Raw genomic sequence first — 16,141 nt, 5'->3', positions numbered from 1 at the left:
CTCTCAGACCAAAACGCCTCTGGCGTTGTAAGGTTAAGCCTCACGGGTCATTAGTACCGGTTAGCTCAACGCATCGCTGCGCTTACACATCCGGCCTATCAACGTCGTAGTCTTCAACGTCCCTTCAGGACCCTCAAGGGGTCAGGGAGAACTCATCTCGGGGCAAGTTTCGTGCTTAGATGCTTTCAGCACTTATCTTTTCCGCACTTAGCTACCGGGCAGTGCCATTGGCATGACAACCCGAACACCAGTGGTGCGTTCACTCCGGTCCTCTCGTACTAGGAGCAACCCCCCTCAATTCTCCAGCGCCCACGGCAGATAGGGACCGAACTGTCTCACGACGTTCTAAACCCAGCTCGCGTACCACTTTAAACGGCGAACAGCCGTACCCTTGGGACCTACTTCAGCCCCAGGATGTGATGAGCCGACATCGAGGTGCCAAACACCGCCGTCGATATGAACTCTTGGGCGGTATCAGCCTGTTATCCCCGGAGTACCTTTTATCCGTTGAGCGATGGCCCTTCCATTCAGAACCACCGGATCACTATGACCTGCTTTCGCACCTGCTCGAGCCGTCACTCTCGCAGTCAAGCTGGCTTATGCCATTGCACTAACCTCCTGATGTCCGACCAGGATTAGCCAACCTTCGTGCTCCTCCGTTACTCTTTGGGAGGAGACCGCCCCAGTCAAACTACCCACCAGACACTGTCCGCAGCCCGGATTACGGGCCTACGTTAGAACATCAAACATTAAAGGGTGGTATTTCAAGGTTGGCTCCACGCAGACTGGCGTCCACGCTTCAAAGCCTCCCACCTATCCTACACATCAAGGCTCAATGTTCAGTGTCAAGCTATAGTAAAGGTTCACGGGGTCTTTCCGTCTTGCCGCGGGTACACTGCATCTTCACAGCGATTTCAATTTCACTGAGTCTCGGGTGGAGACAGCCTGGCCATCATTACGCCATTCGTGCAGGTCGGAACTTACCCGACAAGGAATTTCGCTACCTTAGGACCGTTATAGTTACGGCCGCCGTTTACCGGGGCTTCGATCAAGAGCTTCTCCTTGCGGATAACCCCATCAATTAACCTTCCGGCACCGGGCAGGCGTCACACCGTATACGTCCACTTTCGTGTTTGCACAGTGCTGTGTTTTTAATAAACAGTTGCAGCCAGCTGGTATCTTCGACTGCCTTCAGCTCCATCCGCGAGGGACTTCACCTGATGACAGCGTGCCTTCTCCCGAAGTTACGGCACCATTTTGCCTAGTTCCTTCACCCGAGTTCTCTCAAGCGCCTTGGTATTCTCTACCTGACCACCTGTGTCGGTTTGGGGTACGATTTCGTGTTACCTGGAGCTTAGAGGCTTTTCCTGGAAGCAGGGCATCAGTTACTTCACCACCGTGGTGGCTCGTCGTCACGCCTCAGCCTTAAGATACCCCGGATTTACCAAAGGTATCAGCCTACACGCTTAAACCGGGACAACCGTCGCCCGGATAACCTAGCCTTCTCCGTCCCCCCTTCGCAGTAACACCAAGTGCAGGAATATTAACCTGCTTCCCATCGACTACGCTTTTCAGCCTCGCCTTAGGGGTCGACTCACCCTGCTCCGATTAACGTTGAACAGGAACCCTTGGTCTTCCGGCGAGCGGGCTTTTCACCCGCTTTATCGTTACTTATGTCAGCATTCGCACTTCTGATACCTCCAGCATGCCTCACAGCACACCTTCAACGGCTTACAGAACGCTCCCCTACCCAACAACACATAGTGTCGCTGCCGCAGCTTCGGTGCATGGTTTAGCCCCGTTACATCTTCCGCGCAGGCCGACTCGACCAGTGAGCTATTACGCTTTCTTTAAATGATGGCTGCTTCTAAGCCAACATCCTGGCTGTCTGTGCCTTCCCACATCGTTTCCCACTTAACCATGACTTTGGGACCTTAGCTGGCGGTCTGGGTTGTTTCCCTCTTCACGACGGACGTTAGCACCCGCCGTGTGTCTCCCGTGATAACATTCTCCGGTATTCGCAGTTTGCATCGGGTTGGTAAGCCGGGATGGCCCCCTAGCCGAAACAGTGCTCTACCCCCGGAGATGAGTTCACGAGGCGCTACCTAAATAGCTTTCGGGGAGAACCAGCTATCTCCCGGTTTGATTGGCCTTTCACCCCCAGCCACAAGTCATCCGCTAATTTTTCAACATTAGTCGGTTCGGTCCTCCAGTTAGTGTTACCCAACCTTCAACCTGCCCATGGCTAGATCACCGGGTTTCGGGTCTATACCCTGCAACTTAACGCCCAGTTAAGACTCGGTTTCCCTGCGGCTCCCCTATACGGTTAACCTTGCTACAGAATATAAGTCGCTGACCCATTATACAAAAGGTACGCAGTCACCCCATTAAAGAGGCTCCCACTGCTTGTACGTACACGGTTTCAGGTTCTGTTTCACTCCCCTCGCCGGGGTTCTTTTCGCCTTTCCCTCACGGTACTGGTTCACTATCGGTCAGTCAGGAGTATTTAGCCTTGGAGGATGGTCCCCCCATATTCAGACAGGATACCACGTGTCCCGCCCTACTCTTCGAACTCACAGAATGTGCACTTTCGTGTACGGGACTATCACCCGGTATCGTGCGACTTTCCAGACGCTTCCACTAACGCACAAACTGATTCAGGTTCTGGGCTGTTCCCCGTTCGCTCGCCGCTACTGGGGGAATCTCGGTTGATTTCTTTTCCTCCGGGTACTTAGATGTTTCAGTTCCCCGGGTTCGCCTCGCAACACTATGTATTCATGTTGCGATGATGCACTGGGTGCACCGGGTTTCCCCATTCGGACATCGTCGGCTGTAGCGGTTCATATCACCTTACCGACGCTTTACGCAGATTAGCACGTCCTTCATCGCCTCTGACTGCCAGGGCATCCACCGTGTACGCTTAGTCGCTTAACCTCACAACCCACAGGCGTTTTGCAACGCGTGCAGACTGCAAGCATTTGAGAGACTCGAACGCGCTGTTATTCATTTCTTATTACGGAGAAATGAACCAACGCGTCGTTTCAATTTTCAGCTTGTTCCGGATTGTTAAAGAGCAGTATCTCAGACGCAGCTCGTAAGCTTCGTTTGAGATACGTCGTGGAGACACCTTTCACCTGTCACCAAGCAAGTGGCGTCCCCTAGGGGATTCGAACCCCTGTTGCCGCCGTGAAAGGGCGGAGTCCTAACCGCTAGACGAAGGGGACACGATAGTGTCACGACTTCGCAGCCGTCTTGCTCATTACTTTCTATCAGACAATCTGTGTGAGCACTTCGCGGGAAGGTATCTTCAGGTAAGGAGGTGATCCAACCGCAGGTTCCCCTACGGTTACCTTGTTACGACTTCACCCCAGTCATGAATCACAAAGTGGTAAGCGCCCTCCCGAAGGTTAAGCTACCTACTTCTTTTGCAACCCACTCCCATGGTGTGACGGGCGGTGTGTACAAGGCCCGGGAACGTATTCACCGTAGCATTCTGATCTACGATTACTAGCGATTCCGACTTCACGGAGTCGAGTTGCAGACTCCGATCCGGACTACGACGCACTTTATGAGGTCCGCTTGCTCTCGCGAGGTCGCTTCTCTTTGTATGCGCCATTGTAGCACGTGTGTAGCCCTACTCGTAAGGGCCATGATGACTTGACGTCATCCCCACCTTCCTCCAGTTTATCACTGGCAGTCTCCTTTGAGTTCCCGGCCGAACCGCTGGCAACAAAGGATAAGGGTTGCGCTCGTTGCGGGACTTAACCCAACATTTCACAACACGAGCTGACGACAGCCATGCAGCACCTGTCTCAGAGTTCCCGAAGGCACCAAAGCATCTCTGCTAAGTTCTCTGGATGTCAAGAGTAGGTAAGGTTCTTCGCGTTGCATCGAATTAAACCACATGCTCCACCGCTTGTGCGGGCCCCCGTCAATTCATTTGAGTTTTAACCTTGCGGCCGTACTCCCCAGGCGGTCGACTTAACGCGTTAGCTCCGGAAGCCACTCCTCAAGGGAACAACCTCCAAGTCGACATCGTTTACGGCGTGGACTACCAGGGTATCTAATCCTGTTTGCTCCCCACGCTTTCGCACCTGAGCGTCAGTCTTTGTCCAGGGGGCCGCCTTCGCCACCGGTATTCCTCCAGATCTCTACGCATTTCACCGCTACACCTGGAATTCTACCCCCCTCTACAAGACTCCAGCCTGCCAGTTTCGAATGCAGTTCCCAGGTTAAGCCCGGGGATTTCACATCCGACTTGACAGACCGCCTGCGTGCGCTTTACGCCCAGTAATTCCGATTAACGCTTGCACCCTCCGTATTACCGCGGCTGCTGGCACGGAGTTAGCCGGTGCTTCTTCTGCGGGTAACGTCAATCGGTGAAGCTATTAACTTCACCGCCTTCCTCCCCGCTGAAAGTACTTTACAACCCGAAGGCCTTCTTCATACACGCGGCATGGCTGCATCAGGCTTGCGCCCATTGTGCAATATTCCCCACTGCTGCCTCCCGTAGGAGTCTGGACCGTGTCTCAGTTCCAGTGTGGCTGGTCATCCTCTCAGACCAGCTAGGGATCGTCGCCTAGGTGAGCCATTACCCCACCTACTAGCTAATCCCATCTGGGCACATCCGATGGTGTGAGGCCCGAAGGTCCCCCACTTTGGTCTTGCGACGTTATGCGGTATTAGCTACCGTTTCCAGTAGTTATCCCCCTCCATCGGGCAGTTTCCCAGACATTACTCACCCGTCCGCCACTCGTCACCCGAGAGCAAGCTCTCTGTGCTACCGTTCGACTTGCATGTGTTAGGCCTGCCGCCAGCGTTCAATCTGAGCCATGATCAAACTCTTCAATTTAAGTTTGATTTGCTGAAACAAGTTCAGCGGTGCTCATCTGTAAAACGTCATAATGAATTTCATTATGTGTTCACTCGTGAGGCTTTGATATTTTTTTGCGTCCGGAGACGCGGATATCAATCCTGCGAGTGCCCACACAGATTGTCTGATAAATTGTTAAAGAGCGTTGCGAACAGCGGCTGAACCGTCTGTCGCGAGGTGGCGTATACTACGCTACTCTCCTTCGGAGTCAAACACTTTTTTCAGCGTCTTCATCCGGCGGGATGAATTTTTTCACTCCCTGCCGAGCCGTCTGCGTTGCCGCTTTGCCGTCTCAGTGGTGGCGCATTATAGGGAGTTATTCGGAGCTGACAAGGGTTAATTGCAAATAAATTACTGTTCGACCTAAATTTCGCCACAACGCTGTATTTCACAACGATTTGCCTGGTAACTGCGCAAAATCCTGGGCAAAAAGCGCCACTTTATTCCAATCGGTGTACTCCACTTCTTTCGATGTATCGGTTTCCCCGCCGGTCATACGCATAATGAATTGAATCATGACGCGATCAAACCAGCGATAACGCGGATAACGCAACGCACCGGCGAAAACCGCACAGCAATCGGGTTGCCACGGTGACTGCTCCAGGAACTTGCGCGTATACGCATTGGTCTCAGGCGTACACTTATCTGCTTTACGCGCCGTCAGGTTGACACTAAAGAAGCCGCTCACCCGCTGCTGCAGTTTTGCTTTGTGCTGGGTGACAAATTTCAGCAACGCCGGATTGAAATGGCCATAGCGGATCGAAGCACCAATCAGCACGCGATCATACTGCAACCAATCAATCTGCTGCGCCTGCAGTAAATCGATCACGTCACACAGTTGATGCGGCACTAACGTCTGTGCAATGCGCGCGGCAATGTCACGGGTTTGCCCATCGCGGCTGGAATACAGAATCAACGCTTTCATTACTCAATCCTATTTTATTATTCGCGCCAGAAGGTCGGCGTGAACAGCACCAGCAGCGTGAACACTTCAAGGCGTCCAAACAGCATGGTTAAAATCAAAATCCACTTCGCGACATCATTCATTGAAGTGAAGTTGTCTGCTACCACACCCAAACCGGGCCCGAGGTTATTCAGGGTCGCGGCCACGGCAGCAAAAGCCGAGAAGTCATCCACGCCGGTGGCGATGATCGCCAACATGCTGAGCAGGAACACCAGCGCATAAGCTGAGAAGAAACCCCACACCGCTTCGAGGATACGTTCCGGCAGCGCGCGATTACCCAACTTGATGGTGTAAACCGCATTCGGGTGCACCAATCGCTTCAGTTCACGCGAACCCTGTTTGAACAGCAGAAGAATGCGAATCACCTTCAAACCGCCGCCGGTTGAACCCGCCATGCCGCCGATAAAAGCCGAGCACAGTAGCAGCACCGGCAGGAACAGCGGCCAGCGCGCAATGCTGTCGGTGGTAAAACCGGCCGTGGTCGCCATTGATACCACCTGGAAAAACGCCTGATTCAGCGTTTGCCAGCCGCTGGCGTACACATTGTGGAACCACAACACTATGGTACAGATCAGCACTAAGGTCAGTTGTACGCCAATAAACATGCGGAATTCGGGATCGCGCCAGTACACTTTCAGGTTGCGACCACTTAATAAAGAGAAGTGCAGGCCATAGTTACAGCCCGAGATCAGCAGAAATACCGCGACAATGGTGTTGATAGTTGGGCTATTAAAGTAGCCGATGCTGGCATCATGGGTTGAGAACCCGCCAATCGCGATCGTCGAGAAGCTATGGCCGATAGCATCAAACATCGGCATGCCCGCCAGCCACAGCGCCACCGCGCACGCCACGGTGAGCAATACGTAGATCAGCCACAGCGTTTTAGCTGTTTCCGCGATACGCGGGCGCATCTTGTTATCTTTCAACGGTCCCGGCATTTCGGCGCGATAGAGCTGCATGCCACCCACGCCCAGAATGGGCAGAATCGCCACCGCCAGCACAATGATCCCCATCCCGCCGAGCCACTGCAGCATCTGACGATAGAACAAAATCGCTTTAGGCAACGTATCCAGTCCCACCAGCGTGGTGGCGCCGGTGGTAGTGAGGCCAGAGAAGGACTCAAAGAAGGCATCAGTGATTGAGAGATGCGGCTGCTCGGCGAAGATAAACGGCATCGCACCGACGCTGCCCAACACGGTCCAGAACAGCACCACGATAAGGAAGCCTTCGCGCGGCTTGAGTTCGGTTTTCTGCTTGCGGTTTGGCCACCACAGCAGTGAACCGATAACGATCGCCATCATAAAGGTCTGACTGAACGCGCGCCCGGCACCATCACGGTAAATCAAGGCGACGAGGCCCGGTAAAATCATGGTCACCGAGAACAGAATCACCAGCAGGCCCACGATGCGGGTAATGGCGCGAAAATGCATTCAGCCGTTTCCTTTAAACAGAAGCTTTTAGTTTGTCAGCGGGATGAGCGTCAGCGCGCCCCGGCTGTAATCAGAGAGGTTTTGGCGAAAGCCATCAATCTGCGCATGCGGCAACGCTAAACGCAGCGCAATACGATCCTGATAATGGCTCTCTTCTATAATGCCGTCAAAACGTTGCAGCAAGCGTTCGATGTCGCTGAGTTGGGCGTAATCGCACTGCAGAGTAAAAGATTCCATCGGCACTTTACGCTGACGCGCCAGTTGCTTCAGCCCTTGCTGCACGCCGCCGCCATAAGCTTTTACCAGGCCGCCGGTGCCCAGCATGATGCCGCCATAATAACGCACCACCACCGCGGTGATCTCACCGACACCGCTACCCATCAGCTGGGCCAGCATCGGTTTGCCCGCGGTGCCAGAAGGTTCGCCATCATCGGAGAAACCCAGCTGCTGCGAATCATCCGGCGCACCCGCCACCCACGCCCAGCAGTGATGCCGCGCGGTAGGATGTTCCTGCTTCACCTGCTGCACAAACGCGCGCGCCGCTTCCACGCCGGCCGTGTGCGCCAGCAAGGTGATGAAGCGGCTTTTCTTGATGGTTTCCTCGCTGAGACTTACGGCCTGAGCGGGAATGTCGTAAGCATCCATCAGGCAAGGTGCAAGTCGCGCGTCATGTTTTCAATGCGATTAGCGTGAACCACCACGTTATCCTCGATACGAATACCGCCGTAAGGTTTCAGTGCATCAATTGCCGTCCAGTCAAAGTATTGGCTGAACTTGCCGCCGCGCAGGTTCGTCAGCAGCGAATCGATAATATAGAAGCCCGGTTCGATAGTCAGCACCATGCCAGGTTCCAGCACGCGCGTACAACGCAAATACGGATATTGCGACGGTGCCGCCAGATGCGTGCCATTGTCGTCCTGCATAAAACCAGCCACATCGTGCACCTGCAGGCCGAGCGGATGTCCAAGGCCGTGCGGCATAAACGGATCGGTTAAATCTTCCGCCACCAGCGTCTCTTCAGTCAGGCCTTTCACCAACTCGAACTTCAGCAGCAGACGCGCAATGCGCTGATGCATCTGCAGATGATAATCGGTATAGCGCACGCCGGCTTTCAAGGTGGCGATCAGCGCCAGCTCTTCCTTGTTCATCGCCGCAACCATGTCGGCATAGCGCGATTTGCTCTGCGCCGCGTAGCTGCGCGTCAGGTCAGCGGCGTAACCGAGGTATTCCGCACCGGCGTCAATCAGGAAGCTGTGGCGTTTGGCCGGCGGCTGATGATCCAGTTTGGTGTAGTGCAGCACCGCGGCATGTTCATTGAGCGCAATGATGTTGCCATATGGCACATCGGTATCGCGATGGCCGGTTGCGGTCAGATAGGCGATATTGATATCGAACTCGCTCATGCCAGAGAAGAACGCCTCTTTGGCAGCGCGATGGCCCGCCACCGCCAGCTTCTGCGCTTCGCGCATACACGCCAGTTCATAGTCGGTTTTGATACTGCGATGATAATGCAGGAAATCGATCACGCCTTTCGGGTTCACCTGCTCGCTGTTAATACCGAGCTGGGAAGCACGTGACGGCACCGGACCGATATAGGCTACGTTTTCACGCTGTGCTGGCAGCAGCTGCGCGATCTCATCGGCACTCTTCAGGCCAATCACCTCCACATCGTTAGTCCAGAAGCTGTTTGGCAGCGGCTCAACGTTGTGCCAGTAATCAACCGGCGAATAGAACCACAGCTTGGGTTTATTCACGCCATCAATCCATAACCAGCAGTTTGGCACCTGCGTCACCGGCACCCACGCTTTGAACTGGGGATTCACCTTAAACGGATAGTCGTGATCGTCGAGAAAAACGGTCAACAGTTCGCCGGAATGAATCAGCATGGCATCAAGCTTAAAGCGAGCCAGCACCTGCTGCGCTCGCTGCTGCAGCGTATTGATGTGCGCGTGATACAGGGTTTTCAGTGAATCCATGGACTAGTCTCCGATGTCGCGAAAGTGGCCGCAGTGTAGCACAGCCGTGTTAGTGATGCCGTGCTGCGCGCGCTGTGATCGTTGTATCAAATAATCAAACTCTCATTTGCAAATAATTAACATCACACTCACACTCCAACTCATCTGGTATGACCAGATCAACTTTCGCGGTTTCAGGAGACGGACATGCTCTACCAAGGCGATACCCTTTCAGTTCACTGGCTTGACGACGGCATCGCCGAGCTGGTTTTCGATGCGCCCGGTTCGGTGAACAAACTCGATACCAAAACCGTTGCCTCGTTGGGCGAGGCATTAAGCGTATTGGAACAGCAACCCGCGCTGCGCGGCCTGTTGCTCTCGTCGGCCAAACCGGCATTTATCGTTGGTGCCGACATCACAGAATTCCTGTCGCTGTTTGATGCGCCAGAAGAGAAGCTGAGCCAGTGGCTGGCGTTTGCCAACAGCATCTTCAATCGTTTAGAGGATTTGCCGGTGCCCACCGTGGCTGCCATCGACGGCTATGCGCTGGGCGGCGGCTGTGAATGCATACTGGCGACCGACTTCCGCATTGCCACGCCGACCGCACGCATTGGCCTGCCGGAAACCAAACTGGGCATTATGCCAGGCTTTGGCGGCAGCGTGCGCTTGCCGCGCCTGCTTGGCGCCGATAGCGCGATGGAGATTATCGCCGCCGGTAAAGATGTTGATGGCAGCAGCGCCCTGAAACTCGGTTTGGTGGATGCGGTAGTCAGCAGCGACAAACTACGTGCCGCTGCGCTGACCGTATTGCAGGACGCCATCGTGCAGGGCAACTGGCAGACACGCCGCGCGCCGAAGCTGGCACCGCTGAAACTCAGCCCGATTGAAGCCGCCATGAGCTTCACCATCGCCAAAAGCATGGTGCTGCAAACCGCGGGCAAACACTATCCGGCACCGATCACCGCCGTGAAAACCATTGAAGCTGCCGCCAGCCTCGGACGTGATGATGCGCTGAAGCTGGAAACCGCCGCGTTTGTGCCGCTGGCGCAGAGCGATGTGGCACGCGCGCTGGTCGGTATCTTCCTGAACGATCAGTACGTCAAAGGCCTGGCGAAAAAGCACAGCAGTGCGGCCGGTGCGCCGCAGCAAGCAGCAGTATTAGGCGCAGGCATTATGGGCGGCGGCATTGCTTATCAATCGGCATGGAAAGGCGTGCCGGTGATGATGAAAGATATCAATCCGCAGGCGTTAACGCTGGGCATGACCGAAGCCAGCAAGCTGCTGAACAAACAGCTGGAGCGCGGCAAAATTGACGGCGCGAAACTGGCGAGCGTACTCACCACCATTCAGCCCACGCTGGATTACGCCGGATTTGAACGCACCGACGTGGTGGTAGAAGCGGTAGTAGAGAATCCGCAGATCAAAGCCAAAGTGCTGGCAGAGACCGAACAGCATCTGCGCGAGGACGCCATTCTCGCCTCCAACACCTCAACCATTCCGATTAGCCAGCTGGCGCAAGCCCTGAAACGTCCGGAAAACTTCTGCGGCATGCACTTCTTCAATCCGGTACCGCGTATGCCGCTGGTTGAAGTGATTCGCGGTGAGAAAACCTCAGAAGCGACCCTCAGTAAAGTGGTGGCCTGGGCGAGCAAAATGGGCAAGACGCCGATTGTGGTGAATGACTGTCCCGGCTTCTTTGTGAATCGCGTGCTGTTCCCCTACTTCGCCGCCTTCAGCCTGCTGCTGCGCGACGGCGCGGATTTCCGTCAGATCGATAAAGTAATGGAAAAACAGTTCGGCTGGCCGATGGGCCCCGCGTGGCTGCTGGATGTGGTCGGCATTGATACCGCGCATCACGCTCAACAGGTGATGGCGCAAGGTTTCCCGTCTCGCATGCAAAAAGATTATCGCGACGCGATCGACGTGCTGTTTGACGCCAAACGTTACGGCCAGAAAAACGGTCAGGGCTTTTACCGCTGGGAGCAGGATAAAAAAGGCAAAGCGCAGAAGAGAGCCGATGCGGCTGTCGATGCGCTGCTGGAACCGATTTGCCAGCCGAAGCGCGTGTTCAGCGATGACGAGATCGCCAACCGCATGATGCTGCCGATGCTCAACGAAGTGGTGCGCTGCCTCGAAGAGAAGATCATCGCTTCACCGGCCGAAGCTGATATGGCGCTGGTGTACGGTTTAGGCTTCCCGCCGTTCCGTGGCGGCGCGTTCCGCTACATGGATACGCTGGGCAACAGCAACGTGGTCGATCAGGCCAAACGTTATACCGCGCTCGGCCCGCTGTACGCGCTGCCGGAGCTGCTGTTGCAAAAAGCCCATCAGCATCAGAGCTGGTATCCCGCGGTGCAACCGATTGACGAAGCGGCGCTGCAAAGTGCCTGAGGTAATGAAAATGGAAAAAGTGGTAATTGTTGATGCGGTCCGCACGCCGATGGGCCGCTCCAAAGGCGGTGCGTTTCGTCAGGTGCGGGCGGAAGATCTCTCGGCGCATTTGATGCGCGAGCTGCTGAGCCGCAACCCGGCGGTTGATCCCGCCACGCTGGACGACATTATCTGGGGCTGCGTGCAGCAGACGCTGGAGCAAGGCTTCAACATTGCACGTAACGCCGCGCTGCTGGCGGAGATCCCGCATCGCGTACCTGCCAGCACCGTCAACCGCCTGTGCGGTTCGTCGATGCAGGCGCTGCACGACGCGGCACGTGCGATTATGGTTGGCGATGCGCACAGCTGCCTGATTGGCGGCGTAGAACATATGGGCCACGTGCCGATGAGCCACGGCGTGGATTTCCATCCGGGCCTGGGTCGCACGGTGGCGAAAGCGGCGGGCATGATGGGGTTAACAGCCGAGATGCTGGCGCGCATGCATCACATTACGCGTGAGCAGCAGGATGCTTTTGCGCTGCGTTCGCACCAGCGCGCCTGGGCAGCAACCCAGCGCGGCGACTTCAAGCGTGAAATTGTGGCGACCTACGGCCACGACGCCGACGGCGTGTTGAAGCGCTTTGAAAGCGACGAAGTGATCCGCGAAGAGACCAGCCTCGAAGGATTGGCTGCGCTGCGACCGGCATTCGACCCGGTCAACGGCACCGTGACCGCAGGCAGCTCATCCGCGCTTTCCGACGGCGCAGCCGCGATGTTGATCATGAGTGAAAGCCGCGCACGCGAACTCGGTCTGACAGCGCGCGCGCGCATTCGCAGCATGGCGGTGGTGGGCTGCGATCCGTCGATTATGGGTTACGGCCCGGTTCCCGCCAGCAAGCTGGCGCTCAAGCGCGCGGGATTGAGCGTGCAGGATATCGACCTGTTCGAGTTCAACGAGGCTTTTGCCGCACAGGCGCTGCCATGCATTAAAGACATGGGCTTGCTGGAACAGCTGGATGAGAAAGTGAATTTGAATGGCGGCGCGATTGCGCTCGGTCATCCGCTGGGATGTTCCGGTGCGCGTATCAGTACTACGCTGCTGAACCTGATGGAACGTCGCGATGCGCAATTTGGTCTGGCGACCATGTGCATTGGCTTAGGCCAGGGCATCGCCACGGTGTTCGAACGAGTTTAATACGTTAATGTTGCACGTGTTCCCGCCCTTTCGGGCGGGCTTTTTTGCGCAATAAATTGCGCCGCGACGAATCCGTGCACATTATCGTAGCGGCGCGATTTATCGCGTTCTGTTGACCTCAAATAAAGGCAAACGCATCGCCAAACATCTGCGCTTCCAGCGCACCGCGCTCGGCGCAGAAACGCTCACGCGCAATCTTCGCCATCTCAAAACGACCGGCAATATAGATATCGTGCTCGCTGAGCGACGCGAAATCCTGCATCACCGCCGTCAGCACCGTGCCACTGCGTCCGGTCCAGTCATCCGCCGGTTGTTCAACCACCGGAATCACTTTCAGGTTCGGATGCTTCACCGCCAGCGCATTCAGCTCATCCAGATCGTACAGATGCATCAGCTCACGGCCGCCCCAGTAAATCGCGATCTCGCGATCGGGTTGCTGTGCCAGCGCGGTCAGCAGAATAGAACGCGCATAGGAGAAGCCGGTACCGCCCGCGATCAGAATGATCGGACGCTCGCTATCTTCACGCAGCCAGGCATCGCCGTGCGGCATATCAACCGTAATCTGGCGATCGTTCTTGATGCGGTCCATCACCGCCATCGCGTAGAGATTGAGATCCGACGCGCCGATGTGCAGCTCAATGATGTCCTTTTCCATTGGCGTAGAAGCCAGCGAAAACGGGCGCTTATCGCGCTCATCCATCACCACCATCAAATACTGTCCGGCGCGGAAGTTAAAATCCGCCGCCGGAATTAAACGAACGCGGTAAACCGTGTCCGTAATCGCTTCAACCGAAGTCACTTTGCAGCTTAACGTTGTCATGCGTTCCCTTTTTCTTCGGGTCTAATTGGTCTGCCGCCGTTAGCGCTGCGGCGGCTCGGCAAAGATAGCTAACTCATCCCAAATGGCGTCAATGCGCGCGGTCACCGCCGGATCTTTCACAATCGGCGTGCCCCACTCGCGCGTGGTTTCGCCCGGCCACTTATTGGTCGCATCAAGTCCCATCTTCGAGCCTAAGCCGGAAACCGGCGAGGCGAAGTCGAGATAATCGATGGGCGTGTTCTCAACCAGCACCGTATCGCGTGCCGGATCCATGCGGGTGGTAATCGCCCAAATCACATCATTCCAGTCGCGCGCGTTGACGTCGTCATCGCACACAATCACGAACTTGGTGTACATGAACTGACGCAGGAACGACCACACGCCGAACATCACGCGCTTGGCGTGACCCGCGTACTGTTTCTTTATTGTCACTACCGCGAGGCGATAAGAGCAGCCTTCCGGCGGCAGATAGAAATCAACGATCTCCGGGAACTGCTTGATCAGAATCGGCACCAGCACTTCATTGAGCGCCACGCCCAACACCGCCGGTTCATCCGGTGGACGTCCGGTGTAGGTTGAATGATAAATCGGGTTGCGACGTTGCGTTACGTGCGTCACGGTAAACACCGGGAAGCTATCTACTTCATTGTAGTAGCCTGTGTGGTCGCCGTACGGGCCTTCCGGCGCGACATCGCCCGGCTCAATGTAACCTTCCAGCACGATTTCCGCGCTGGCCGGCACTTCGAGTTCGTTTGAAACGCACTTCACCACTTCGGTTTTATTCCCGCGCAGCAAACCGGCAAAGGCGTATTCGGAGAGTGTATCCGGCACCGGCGTTACCGCGCCGAGAATGGTGGCAGGATCGGCGCCCAGCGCCACCGACACCGGGAAACGTTCGCCCGGATGCGCTTTACACCACTCCTGGAAATCCAGCGCGCCGCCGCGATGCGACAGCCAGCGCATAATCACGCGGTTCTTGCCGATCACCTGCTGACGATAGATACCCAGATTTTGTCGCTCTTTATGCGGGCCGCGCGTGACGGTTAATCCCCACGTAATCAGCGGCGCAGCATCGCCCGGCCAGCATTTCATCACCGGAATGCGCGACAGATCGACGTCATCGCCGCTGAAAATCTCTTCCTGGCACGGCGCATTGCGCAGACGCTTGGTTGGCATGTTCAGCACTTGCTTGAACTGCGGCATCTTATCAAACAGATCGCGGAAGCCTTTTGGTGGCTCCGGCTCTTTCAGGAACGCCAGCAGCTTGCCCACTTCACGCAGCGCACTGACCTCTTCCTGGCCCATGCCCATCGCCACGCGTTTGGGTGTGCCAAACAGATTACACAGCACCGGCATGTCGTACCCTTTCGGGTTTTCGAACAGCAGCGCCGGGCCGCCAGCGCGCAGCGTGCGGTCGGCAATTTCCGTCATCTCTAACTCAGGATCGATCTCCTGAGTGATGCGCTTTAACTCGCCACGCTGTTCCAGCAATGCGAGGAAGTCTCGTAAATCCTGATATTTCATGCGGCTTTAGCTTTCCGGCCAGAGTGAAACGCCATTATAGAGGCGTTTTACGCTGACATGTTGAGGTTTTGCGTCAGGCAGGCTGACAGGAAAACGGCACCAGCGACTGAATCGCCAATACATCGTGATAAGCAGTAATCGGCTCGCCGTGACGGAACACTTTGAAGTCTTCACCGCGTGCGCTGTAGTAACGCAGGCGATTTTCGCTCACGTGCAGGAAGCTGGCTTCACGCAGCGCAATCACCGATTCATGCGGGTTAACGGCACAGAACTCGGCCAGTCGTTCATCACGCGTTTCGCCCATATGGCCGCTGACGTGCGCATCAAGATAATGCGGATTGATCTGCACCGGGAACAAACCCAGCGCGGGCAACACTACGCTGCTGCGCACCGGCATATCATTGGTGGTGCGAATGGAAGGTGTTGCCACATTGCAACCGGCGCTCCAGCCGACGTACGGCACATCACGCTCGCGCACCGCGCGTTGGATAGCGACGATCAAGCCGTGCTCGTGCAGCATTTGATTGAGGAACCAGGTATTTCCGCCGCTGACCAGAATCAGCTCAGCTTGTTCAATCGCCGCAACGGGCGATGCAAACTCGTGCACGGTGCGCACGTCAATGCCTAACGACGCGGATAAGTCCTGCGCGCGCTGCGCGTGATCGCCACGAATAATCGCGTACGGTACCAGCACCGCCGAAGTGATGCCGCGCTGGGCGATCATCGCATGCAGCTGCGGGTGGGCGTAACTTAACAGCGGCGCATCGTCAGCCACTTTACCGTTACTCAACAGGAACAGTTCCATCAGCCACTCCTTTTCAATCGAAAGATGGGGAGGGAGTCTGATACAGATGGTCGCCGGCCGTCAATTTTCTTGCAAGAAAGCGTAAATAAGCCGCATCAATCGGATAAATCGTAGTGAAATTGTTTTCAGCGCCCGGTTCCACCCGCCGATGCGCTATAACTCTGACAACTGATTTGATATTCTTAGCGTCCATTATTTGGGAGCG

Annotated in this window: 9 protein-coding genes, 1 tRNA gene and 2 rRNA genes; 2 read left to right on the top strand and 10 right to left on the bottom strand. The window is 55.8% G+C overall.

Annotated features, from left to right (window positions below; all coding sequences use genetic code 11):
- Positions 1–29: 29 nt before the first annotated feature.
- The 7 genes from PO881_RS01040 to pepQ all read right to left on the bottom strand — a co-directional run bounded on the left by PO881_RS01040 (position 30) and on the right by pepQ (position 9,243).
- Positions 30–2,934, bottom strand: a 23S ribosomal RNA gene (locus tag PO881_RS01040).
- Positions 2,935–3,149: 215 nt separating this feature from the next.
- A tRNA-Glu gene (locus tag PO881_RS01035) sits at positions 3,150–3,224 on the bottom strand.
- Positions 3,225–3,312: 88 nt separating this feature from the next.
- Positions 3,313–4,852 (bottom strand): 16S ribosomal RNA (locus tag PO881_RS01030).
- Together the 16S and 23S rRNA genes with 1 tRNA gene alongside form the textbook arrangement of a ribosomal RNA operon.
- 409 nt (positions 4,853–5,261) lie before the next feature.
- Positions 5,262–5,798: a menaquinone-dependent protoporphyrinogen IX dehydrogenase gene (gene hemG, locus PO881_RS01025; RefSeq protein WP_277974376.1), complete on the bottom strand. Its 537-nt coding sequence runs from the start codon at positions 5,796–5,798 to the stop codon at positions 5,262–5,264.
- 17 nt (positions 5,799–5,815) lie between these two features.
- Positions 5,816–7,267 carry a Trk system potassium transporter TrkH gene (gene trkH / locus PO881_RS01020; protein ID WP_101763723.1) on the bottom strand — a complete coding sequence of 484 codons (1,452 nt, stop codon included), beginning with the start codon at positions 7,265–7,267 and terminating at the stop codon, positions 5,816–5,818.
- 27 nt (positions 7,268–7,294) lie between these two features.
- Positions 7,295–7,912 (bottom strand): IMPACT family protein, encoded by a 618-nt coding sequence (locus tag PO881_RS01015; RefSeq protein WP_137384924.1) that lies wholly within the window; start codon positions 7,910–7,912, stop codon positions 7,295–7,297.
- Positions 7,912–9,243, bottom strand: coding sequence for a Xaa-Pro dipeptidase (gene pepQ / locus PO881_RS01010; protein ID WP_277974375.1), 1,332 nt, complete (start codon positions 9,241–9,243; stop codon positions 7,912–7,914). The genes PO881_RS01015 and pepQ overlap by 1 nt, the downstream gene beginning before the upstream one ends.
- A 186-nt stretch (positions 9,244–9,429) precedes the next feature.
- On the opposite strand from pepQ, the gene fadB reads away from it, so the two are divergent.
- Together fadB and fadA are read left to right on the top strand one after the other, a co-directional pair.
- Positions 9,430–11,613: a fatty acid oxidation complex subunit alpha FadB gene (fadB, locus tag PO881_RS01005; RefSeq protein ID WP_280172318.1), complete on the top strand. Its 2,184-nt coding sequence runs from the start codon at positions 9,430–9,432 to the stop codon at positions 11,611–11,613.
- 10 nt (positions 11,614–11,623) lie between these two features.
- Complete coding sequence (fadA, locus tag PO881_RS01000; protein ID WP_137386834.1) at positions 11,624–12,787, top strand: acetyl-CoA C-acyltransferase FadA; 1,164 nt, start codon at positions 11,624–11,626, stop codon at positions 12,785–12,787.
- Between the two features lie 118 nt (positions 12,788–12,905).
- Here fadA and fre read toward each other — a convergent pair whose 3' ends face one another.
- From fre to pepE, 3 genes are all read right to left on the bottom strand, one after another.
- The gene (gene fre, locus PO881_RS00995; protein ID WP_101763727.1) at positions 12,906–13,607 is read right to left on the bottom strand and encodes an NAD(P)H-flavin reductase; all 702 of its coding nucleotides are present in this window, start codon (positions 13,605–13,607) and stop codon (positions 12,906–12,908) included.
- A gap of 39 nt (positions 13,608–13,646) precedes the next feature.
- Positions 13,647–15,131 carry a 4-hydroxy-3-polyprenylbenzoate decarboxylase gene (gene ubiD / locus PO881_RS00990; protein WP_101763728.1) on the bottom strand — a complete coding sequence of 495 codons (1,485 nt, stop codon included), beginning with the start codon at positions 15,129–15,131 and terminating at the stop codon, positions 13,647–13,649.
- A 73-nt stretch (positions 15,132–15,204) separates the two neighbouring features.
- Positions 15,205–15,936: a dipeptidase PepE gene (gene pepE / locus PO881_RS00985; protein WP_137384921.1), complete on the bottom strand. Its 732-nt coding sequence runs from the start codon at positions 15,934–15,936 to the stop codon at positions 15,205–15,207.
- Positions 15,937–16,141: the final 205 nt, after the last annotated feature.

The sequence above is a fragment of the Pantoea sp. SS70 genome (assembly GCF_029866845.1).
Classification (GTDB): Bacteria; Pseudomonadota; Gammaproteobacteria; order Enterobacterales; family Enterobacteriaceae; genus Pantoea; species Pantoea leporis.
This window is presented reverse-complemented; position numbering and strand designations above follow the sequence as displayed.

Coding starts and splice junctions, on each gene's coding strand:
- hemG (WP_277974376.1), bottom strand. CDS start 5,798: ATGAAAGCGTTGATTCTGTATTCCAGCCGCGATGGGCAAACCCGTGAC.
- trkH (WP_101763723.1), bottom strand. CDS start 7,267: ATGCATTTTCGCGCCATTACCCGCATCGTGGGCCTGCTGGTGATTCTG.
- PO881_RS01015 (WP_137384924.1), bottom strand. CDS start 7,912: ATGGATGCTTACGACATTCCCGCTCAGGCCGTAAGTCTCAGCGAGGAA.
- pepQ (WP_277974375.1), bottom strand. CDS start 9,243: ATGGATTCACTGAAAACCCTGTATCACGCGCACATCAATACGCTGCAG.
- fadB (WP_280172318.1), top strand. CDS start 9,430: ATGCTCTACCAAGGCGATACCCTTTCAGTTCACTGGCTTGACGACGGC.
- fadA (WP_137386834.1), top strand. CDS start 11,624: ATGGAAAAAGTGGTAATTGTTGATGCGGTCCGCACGCCGATGGGCCGC.
- fre (WP_101763727.1), bottom strand. CDS start 13,607: ATGACAACGTTAAGCTGCAAAGTGACTTCGGTTGAAGCGATTACGGAC.
- ubiD (WP_101763728.1), bottom strand. CDS start 15,131: ATGAAATATCAGGATTTACGAGACTTCCTCGCATTGCTGGAACAGCGT.
- pepE (WP_137384921.1), bottom strand. CDS start 15,936: ATGGAACTGTTCCTGTTGAGTAACGGTAAAGTGGCTGACGATGCGCCG.